The sequence below is a fragment of the Sphingomonas sp. ABOLE genome (genome assembly GCF_003950455.1).
GTDB classification, from domain to species: domain Bacteria; phylum Pseudomonadota; class Alphaproteobacteria; order Sphingomonadales; family Sphingomonadaceae; genus Sphingomonas; species Sphingomonas trueperi.
Genome location: NZ_QQWY01000074.1, coordinates 1 through 8,215, shown reverse-complemented (window position 1 = coordinate 8,215; position 8,215 = coordinate 1). Strand labels below are relative to the sequence as shown.

Annotated in this window: 7 protein-coding genes; 1 reads left to right on the top strand and 6 read right to left on the bottom strand. The window is 63.2% G+C overall.

Going from position 1 to position 8,215, the window contains the following annotated elements:
- The 3 genes from mobF to CA234_RS23565 form a co-directional block, all read right to left on the bottom strand.
- On the bottom strand, positions 1–2,627 hold a 2,627-nt coding region (gene mobF, locus CA234_RS23575; protein WP_126002900.1), incomplete at its 3' end, for a MobF family relaxase.
- 3 nt (positions 2,628–2,630) lie between these two features.
- The gene (locus CA234_RS23570) at positions 2,631–4,919 is read right to left on the bottom strand and encodes a type IV secretion system DNA-binding domain-containing protein (protein WP_126002899.1); all 2,289 of its coding nucleotides are present in this window, start codon (positions 4,917–4,919) and stop codon (positions 2,631–2,633) included.
- The gene (locus tag CA234_RS23565; protein WP_126002898.1) at positions 4,906–5,196 is read right to left on the bottom strand and encodes a hypothetical protein; all 291 of its coding nucleotides are present in this window, start codon (positions 5,194–5,196) and stop codon (positions 4,906–4,908) included. The genes CA234_RS23570 and CA234_RS23565 overlap by 14 nt, the downstream gene beginning before the upstream one ends.
- Positions 5,197–5,728: 532 nt before the next feature.
- Between CA234_RS23565 and CA234_RS23560 the strand changes: the two genes are divergently transcribed.
- Positions 5,729–5,953: a hypothetical protein gene (locus tag CA234_RS23560; RefSeq protein WP_126002897.1), complete on the top strand. Its 225-nt coding sequence runs from the start codon at positions 5,729–5,731 to the stop codon at positions 5,951–5,953.
- Positions 5,954–6,185: 232 nt separating this feature from the next.
- On the opposite strand, the gene CA234_RS23555 is transcribed toward CA234_RS23560, so the two are convergent.
- The 3 genes from CA234_RS23555 to CA234_RS23545 form a co-directional block, all read right to left on the bottom strand.
- Positions 6,186–6,767 (bottom strand): hypothetical protein, encoded by a 582-nt coding sequence (locus CA234_RS23555; protein WP_126002896.1) that lies wholly within the window; start codon positions 6,765–6,767, stop codon positions 6,186–6,188.
- A 233-nt stretch (positions 6,768–7,000) separates the two neighbouring features.
- Positions 7,001–7,318: a hypothetical protein gene (locus CA234_RS23550; RefSeq protein WP_126002895.1), complete on the bottom strand. Its 318-nt coding sequence runs from the start codon at positions 7,316–7,318 to the stop codon at positions 7,001–7,003.
- A gap of 304 nt (positions 7,319–7,622) precedes the next feature.
- Positions 7,623–8,114, bottom strand: coding sequence for a hypothetical protein (locus tag CA234_RS23545; protein ID WP_126002894.1), 492 nt, complete (start codon positions 8,112–8,114; stop codon positions 7,623–7,625).
- Between the last annotated feature and the right edge of the window lie 101 nt (positions 8,115–8,215).

The following is an 8,215-nucleotide window of genomic DNA, read 5'->3' as shown; positions in this document are numbered from 1 at the left end:
TAGCCGAGATCGAGGCGAGAGAGCATCGCGTCGCCGTGCTGCAGCGTCAGCACCTGCTTGCTTGCCGTCTCGACCGTGACACCCTTGCCGTCGATCGACATGACGCGGGCCAGCGCGGACCGCTGCAGGTCCCGGTCCTTGTCCTTCTCGGTCCAGCGGATCGTGTCGCCTTCATGGATCCGGATCTGCTTCGGCACCGAGAGTTCGAGGCGGTCCCGCTTGATGGTGGGGTCCAGCTTCTGCGGGTCGATCTTCAGCCGGCGGCCATTGTGGTCCAGCTCGACCTTGCCGCGGGGGGTGACGCCCATAACGGTGAAGGTGCCGCGCTGCAGGCCGAGTTCCGGAATCTTGCCGGTGACGTCGAGGATCTGCCCTTTCTCGTAATTCTTCGCGTAGCGCAGCTCCTCGCTGGCGAGGTTCACCCGTTCGCGCACGGTGAGCGTCAGGCCCTCACCTTTGAGGGTGCCCTCGGCGGCCAAACCCTCCTGGATGCGGTTGTTGATCGTGGCGCGAGACTCTCGGCCCGAGGAGAAGACGGCCGTCACGGCGCGGTCCTCGGGGGCCAGGGCTAGCCAGCGCTCCGCCGCGTGCAGTGCGGGATTTTCATGCGTGGTCACCTTGTCGCCGAGCACCCTCAGCGCTGCGCTCGCCTTGCCGACGTTGGCCAGCGCCGCGACCGTCTTCAGCTGATCGGTCTTCTGCCGAAGGTTCTCGTTCATCCAAGTGATGGTGATCCCGCCGGCTTGGGTCAGCGAGAATGCCTTCCCGGCGTTGATCGAGCCCAGCTGCTTGCGGTCACCGACCAGGACGAGCTTATCGGCACCGATTGCCTCGGCGATGTTGATCAGCTTCACCATGTCGTCGGTCGACACCATCGAGGCTTCGTCGACCGCGAGGATGGTATCCTTCATCTCCGCCCGCTTCTCGACCGCGGCGGGGCTGGTCTTGTCGGTGAGGAACCGCTCGTTCTGCCAGATGAAGGAGGCGATGGTCTGCGCCTCGATACCGGCCCCCTCCTTCAGGTCGCCGACCATCTTGTTCTGGAAGGCCAGGCCATGCAGCCGCTTGCCGCCGGCCTCCGCAACGCGGGCAGCGCCTTCGAAGGTCTGGGCGACCGCCTGCAGCATGGTCGACTTGCCTGAGCCGGCGACGCCCTGGATCGCCACAATCTTGTCGGCGCTCGATACAATCAGGGTCGCGGCGGCAAGCTGGCCCGGGTTGAGCTCGTGCTTGGATGCGGCCTGTACGCGGTCGGGCGCGGCCTCTGCGCTGACGATCGGGGTGGCCTGGCCCTTGGTTGCCTCGATACGGTCGAGGATGTGCTGCTCTGCTTGCAGCGCCTCGCGGGTGGTCACCATCGTCCAGCTGGTCTCGCCTTCGCGAGTGACGCCGGGAATGATGCGCCCTTGCTCGACCAGCTTCTCGATCCGCTCAGTGACGTGCTGAATGGTCACGCCTTTCAGGCCGAGGTCGAGCGCGGTTTTGGAAAGCCGATTGACGTCGAAGGCCGCCTCGCGCTGCGCGTGGATGCGGATCGCCGAGGCGACGGCGAACTGCGCGCGCGCTGCCTCCGGAGATGAGGCCAAGCGAGCGACACCCTTGTCCACCAGCGGGTCCGGGGTTCGGGTTAGGTTGCTGACGAACTCGCGCGCGCCGCGCACGACCTCGGCCATGAACGCATAGCCCCGCTGCAGCGTGCTTGCGTTCTCCGGCGCGGCCGAGGCCCGTACCGCAGCTGCAATCAGCTCCTTGCCATCGAAGCCGAAACTTGCCGCCTTCTCGCGCCAATCCGAGATCATCTTGTCCCGGTCCTCAAGCGAAAGCTTGGGGTCGCGCGTGCGTGCAGTGACCGAACGGATCCCCTGCGTGCTCTTGATGCCCAGCTCGCCGGCGACCTTCAGGATCTCTGCACGGCGCTGGCTGTTCACCTCCATTACATCCTTGGGCACGCCGACGACCTCGAAGGTGCCGTGCTTGCCCTTGGTCTCGATCTGGTAGCCGAGCTTCTCCATCTCGGCGCGCAGGAAGGCGTGGTAGATCGAGCCAATGACGGTGTTGCTCGCCCAGATCTTGTCGGCATGGAGCGCCTGCCATTTGCCGTCAGGCCCCTTGGTCAGGTTCGCGACCAGGGCATGAATATGGAGCTGCGGATCGAGCGCGCGGGAGGTGTCGTGTTGGACGAGCGCGTAGACCAGGTTGCCGGTCTTTACCGGCACCTTTTTGCCGTCCACGTCCTTGCGCGTTTCGGCGAGATTCTTCTCGATCCACGCCATCGTGGCACGCACCGCTTTCGTATGCGCGCCGTCCTCGCCGAGGATGCGCTTGTCGCCGGCGACCAGGGCCATGATCGATACCGATTTCGGCGCTGAGAAGGTCAGATCGTAGCCTGGGCGGCGCCCCTGATAATCAGCGACCTTCTCGCCCGAAGCGAGCTGGCCGCCGAGGATCTTGCCAAGATCCGTCTTGGTGACCTCGCCAGAGACGCCCGCCTCTGCGGCGGCGGCGCCACCCCACTCGCTATAGTCGGCGGCATTCTCGCCGGCATAATAGTCGGCCGAAGCGAAATCGTCCTTGCCGTAGTAGCCGGCGGCGCCGCCTGCAGAGCCGATCGATGCGATCGAATGCATGGCTTACATTCCCATCCCGTCGCCGGGACCGAAGTCCTGATGCAGCTCCTTGGTGGTCTGATCCTCAATTTCCGGCGGTTTGGGAGCGGCCAGATCGTCGTGGTGTCCCGGAGGGGAATAGTGGCGCTCGGATTCGCTCGCGCGGCTCGCCTCGGGATGCTCATCGCTGTTGCCGCCTGCGGACTCCAAGCGGGGCGCAGAAGGGTCGGCGCGGTTCTGCGCTTCATGGTTGGCCAGGACCTCCTCTTCTGTGGCTTCCGACGGCTGTGAGAGGATCCCCGCCGCGAGCGCTGCCGCCCCATTTGCAGGGCCGGCGATATCCTCCACCAGCTCGGGCGATCCGTCTCTGCCGCCGCCCTCTTCGCCGTCGCCACTTCCACCACTTTTTCCGCGAACACTTGCCGCCGGCGGAGCCGGCGGACGCTTTACGAAACCGGGTGCAACCGTGCGGTATTCTTCCCACTGGAGCTGTATGCGGGCCGCGGGAAAGCCATCAGGGAATTTGACGAAGCCGTGCATCGACGGAAGGTTCGTGATGTCGTCGGGAATGACGAGCGGCTCGATTTGTTTCCGAGGCGTTAGCGTGGAGGCGTCCCGGGTGTTGTTGTACCCGTAGCTATAGGCCTCATCCATCTGCCGAACCTCACGGCTACCGATGTAGCGGCTGCACTGTTCGGCGGTCTCAAGATCGGCCGCGGCGAGGATCAACTTGGTCCGCGCCAGCGATGAGAGGTTGCGTGCGTTTTCCTCGCCGTAGACGGCCACCAGTTTGTCGAATGAGTGCAGCCCCAGGATCATCGCGCCGCCGAAGTTACGGGCGGTCTGCAGGCCGCTTTCGATCGCCGGCAGCCGATGCAAGGCGCCCAGCTCGTCGAACATGAACCAGGTTCGCAGGGAGCGGGTGCGCGGCATCTCCATCAGGGAGTAGATCGCCAGGTTGCTCCACAAGGTCAGGAGCGCGCGGTTCATCTCCAGGTCGGTATAGTTCGAGGTGATAAAGAGGATGGCTCCCGGCTTCTTGTCGCGGGTGATCCAGTCCTTGATCGAAAAGGGCTCGCCCTGGTCAGGGAGGAAGCGGAGGACCTGCGCGTTCGTGTTGAAAACGGCGCGAATGGACTCCGCCATTCGAGCCGCCTCGGGGGCCGTGAGCGGGTCCGCGATCGTCTTAGCCAGGTGCTTGTGAACCGCCTTCAGATCTGCGGTCATGAGGTTCTCAGCGAGCGCCCGATTACTGGTCTGCTTCTTCTCGATGAGCTTCATGCACATTTCGACGAAAAGCGTCCGTGCAGCCATGGCCCAGAAAGGATCGGACGAGCCGCCATCCGAGGGAATCAGGGCCGAGGCTGCAGCGGTAAATTCGGAGTAGGAGCGGCAGTCGTTGAAGATCGTCCACGACGGGCAGCGAGCGTCTAGCGGGTTTAGAATTGTGTCGCGCTCGGGATCGTAGAATGCCTCGACATAGGCACCGGTCAGGTCGAAGACGACGGCGTTATCATGGCGTTCCTGCATCTGCTTGATGAGCTTGCGGAGCGCCGTCGTCTTACCCGCACCGGTGGTGCCGATCAGCATGGTGTGGGATTGCTCTAGGCGGTGCGGGTAGGGGATGCCGGCAAGCGTGTAGGGGTGGTGGATACCAGCGGCCTTCCTGGCCCCGAACGGCATGCGAAGAACCTGCTGCGGCGTGTGGCCGGGGAAGAGGTTTGTAGCCTCCTTCTCGAACTCGACCTGGTTGTGCTGGACGATCTCGGCATAGAGTACGTCGCGGGTCACCAGCATGGCGCCGCGCTCGTGCCGTTCCTCAAGGATGTTCTTGCCGCGTCGGCGCGAGAAATCGACATACCAGACAGCCGCCGGCACGGTGATGAAGGTGGCGATGAAGAGGCAGCCGATTAGGCCGCGTACAGCCTTGTGCCACGCCAGCGCGACCTCCGGCACATAGGGCACGTAGCCCATGTAGGTTTGGCGTACGGAGCCGTCGGGTAGGAGGAGGTTCACCTGCTTCATCGGGTCGAGCGAAACCCAGCCCCAGAGGGCCGACAGGATCCGCATGCAGATGAGCTGGACGTTGTTCTCATCCAGCGTAATCGACAGCACGATCGTGTACGCCAGTGCGAAGATCACCAGCCACATCAGGACAGGCATTTTCGCGCCCGACAGCCACATCAAAACTTCGTGGCTGAGGAGCTGACTGCCGCGGGTGAAGTTGCCTGAATTGCGCTTTACATCGCCGCGTGCGGAGTGGTGCTGGACGGTGACGGGACGGCCGTCACTCCGGATGTCAGCGCGCGCCATGGAAGCGCTCCATCCGGCTGTTCAACTCAAGGAGAATACCCTCGCGAAACTCCGGGTGGTTCTCCTGGATAATCGCATCAAGTGCGAGCTGCCCGTACTCGCAGACACGCCGAAGCCTGATGTCGCTGTCGTGAAGAAGCTTCTGACCGAGAAGGTATTGCTCGCAAGCCGAGCGCACTACATCCGCAATCGTGCGCTGCTGAGACGCGGCAAACCGCTCTACACGGGCGTATAGCTCCGGGTCGAACCGCAGCGATGTCTGGGTAGAGTTTTTCAAGCCCACCTCCATTGGCGATGGAGGCTAGTGGGTTACGCAAAGCGATGTCCTTCTACGCTTTCACGCGCTGGGCTGCAAGCATATTGCTGGGTTGCAATGGGTTGCTGGGTTGCATTGTATTTCAGCGAAGTATTTGATTTACCGATAATTTCCCGCTGGGTTGCAATGGGTTGCGCGGTGGGTTGCAGCGGGTTGCATCGAAATCCTGCGCTAAGGCATTGAACAGGAACAATAAAACCGGCACCTTGGTGCGTACGGTGTGCTCTCTAGAGTCCCATATCGTGGGTGGAGTTGATCCTGCTGCTGATCGATTCAGATCGATGGGATTGGATCGCGGATTCCGCGGGGCACCGGCTCGCCGAACGGCGAAACCGGTAATTCAAAAGCGCTTCGCGCGCGGGCTTTTCGGGTCGCAGATTGGTGGTCATGGGTGGCGATCCTGTAGGGGGGTAGGGGGTCTTTTCTGCCGATCGGGGAAGCGGTAAGATGGGCCTGTTCAGAGCCCGATCAGCCTGACCGAAAAGGCATGGAAATGGCGAAATCACTGGATGCTGAACAGGCCGCGATCGAGGCCGACGAACGCAAGCTGGCTGAGCGCCGAAAGGCGCTTCAGGCAAAGCAGCGGGAGGCGGCGATCGCAGCGGTCGAGAAGGCCGGATTGCTCCGGATGCCGATCGACCGTTTGGAAGGCCTGATGAAGGCGGTGAAGAAGCTGGGCTTGGACGCCGTGGAGAAGAAGCTGGAGGCTTCAGCCTAGTCCCCTCGGGGTCCAAGCGATGCGGCGGCCGCACGCGACAGGAACCCGCGTGCGGCCGTTTGCCTGTCCGGCGATGTGAGGCGACGGCGAGCGCCATAAGCGCGATGCGGGAGGCCGAGCGAGCAGGGCAGGGACGTGGCTCCGCCGGTTCGAGGGTATCAGGCAAAAAAATGGGAAGCGTGGCCGCCAGGCCAGCGCTTCCCATGCGATCTTCCAGGGCGAGGTCGGTCAATCAAGCCCAAGCGAGATGCGGGGCACCTTCGAGCGTCTTCACTCGCGCCATCTCGTTGAGCTGGGGCAGGTAGGTTACCAGCTCCGGCTCATCCGAAATTCGCCGGTGAATGATCGGATCAGACAGGCGACGGCGCAGCTCATCCAATGGGATTGCACCCATGGTTTCCGAGCCGTCGAGCCCCAACATTTCGAGGATTGCAGAGCCGCGCTCGTCAGGCACTTCCAGTGCGGGCGCAGCGTCGGAATCGGACGATAGGCCGAGCCATATGTCTCGATCGTCGGAGCGCCAGACCCGGATGCGGCGGCCCCGAAACTGGGCTTCCTCAAGCACCTCGATGACCCCGGGATAGTGGTCGAAGCACGCAGATACCGAGGCGAGCGAGAGAGGGCAGACGCGAGCGCTGAAAGAAAAGCTGCGTTCGACGATCGTCGCCTTCTCCGGGATGATCAGGTCGATGCCGAGACGCTGGGTTTCCCGGCGAAGCAGGCGGCAGAGTTCGACCAGCTGGTCGGGGCTGATGATCGCGGGCGTGATGGTAAGGGGATTGAAGCCGTCGTCGACGCGGAACCTGATGGACATCGCCACCTCCTTAGGTTGAACCGCACCTCTCTTTCCCTCTCCTCTCTTGCGCCCCTGGCCGTCTCTGATCGTCTCGATGCCGCCGGCGATGCGTAGTGCCTCGCGAGGCCCGCCAGGGCCGATGCCAGAGGCCGAGCGAGCCGGGGGCGGGCGGCAAGGCAGCAGGCATGAAAAAGGGCCACGAGGTTGCCCTCGCGGCCCTGAAAAAGGAGGAGCGAGCGCCCCTCCGAAGCTTACTTCATGTACGGCGCTATCGCAGTCGCAGCACCGCCTAGCACCGCGATAATCGCGATGATGCTCGTGATGATAATCATCCAAACCCGCATCTGGTCGACGCCCTTGCCGACCACATCGACGCCCTTGTTGACCGCCTCGATGCTCATCTTCATGCTGTCCATGTTGGACTTCATGCCGTCGAGCTTCGCTTCGAGCGCCTTGTTTGCTTGACCGACTACCATATCGATGTGCTCCTCGAGCGCTTCCACGACCTTAGCGGCCGTATCGTCATCGATATTAGCGCTCTTCAGAGCACGAAACAACAGAACCTCCATGATGATCCTCCTAGATCGTCGAAAAGACGGTCCCTCGCGTTGGGTGCGGCGGCGAGGGTCAAGGATCGCGCAGCGACCGCGTAAGCGGCGGTGGGGGCAACGATTTTCCCGCAGGGAAAATGGTGGGGCCCCGCCGTCCTTGAGGCTCGCCGCCGCGCCCAACACACTGGGACATCTTTGAGAAAGAGATCCCCACACGCGCCCATGGCGTGGGCCGGGGCTCGATGCCCCGGTTCACGCCTTGTCGCGGCAATGCGTAGCTAGGGGAGGCCCGAAGGGGCCGTACCGACGCGAGCGAGCCGGATCATACCAGCGCCAGGGCGCGAGCCATGACGGGCTCTTCTGCGCCGTTCACCAGCTCGCCGCGCATCTGGCCGCTGGCGATCCTGCCTCGGATCGTGGCCAGCGCTTCAGCAGTGGGTTTGAGCTTGTAGGCGAACAGCACCGGCGCGCCCTCGTCCGTGTCGAGTACGATCACCTTGGCCTTGAGCAGGCGGTCGAGCCGCTTGCGCGCCAGCTCGGCATTGATCAGGTCACAGACGACGAATTCGAGGCAGTTTTGCAGCTCAAATCCTTCCCCTTTTGAAGGGGCCGTATTCGCCGCGAGCCACGCATCGATTTCGGCGGTGCTCGGCCCTGAGTAGCCACGCATTTCGTGGTACTGGTCGGGGCCCCCGCAGCCCGCATTGCTGGCTTCGAACGCCGCTACGCCGTCGACGCAGATGATCGCGGTAAAGGCATGTGTTTCCTGCGACAGCGAGGCGCAGTGACGCAGCTTCTTGATGGTGATTTCCACGGTGACATCCTTCCGATTTTGGCGGGCTCAGGCGGGAACCGCGGCGAGCAGGAGATGCGGGGGAATGACGAAGCGGGCGAACATCTCGATCGGGCCGTCGC